We start from the raw sequence: 200 nt of genomic DNA on the forward strand, positions 1-200 counted from the left end.
ACCGGCGTCTACGCGGGCGCGGCCTGGCATGAGCGCGAGACCCACGAGATGTTCGGCATCGACTTCGCCGACCACCCCCACCTCGCTCCGCTGCTGCTCCCGGACGGCTTCGAGGGGCACCCGCTGCGCAAGGACTTCGTGCTGGCGGCGCGGGTCGCCAAGGCCTGGCCGGGCGCGAAGGAGCCGGGGGAGTCCGACGC

The 200-nt window shown here is 74.0% G+C and carries 1 protein-coding gene; it reads left to right on the plus strand.

All coding sequences use genetic code 11. The annotated features are described in order from the left end of the window. Positions 1-200: NADH-quinone oxidoreductase subunit C (locus CCN51_RS58605; RefSeq protein WP_245881819.1), on the plus strand; the 200-nt coding region annotated here is incomplete at both ends.

The organism is Streptomyces milbemycinicus (genome assembly GCF_002154605.1).
GTDB lineage: Bacteria > Actinomycetota > Actinomycetes > Streptomycetales > Streptomycetaceae > Streptomyces > Streptomyces milbemycinicus.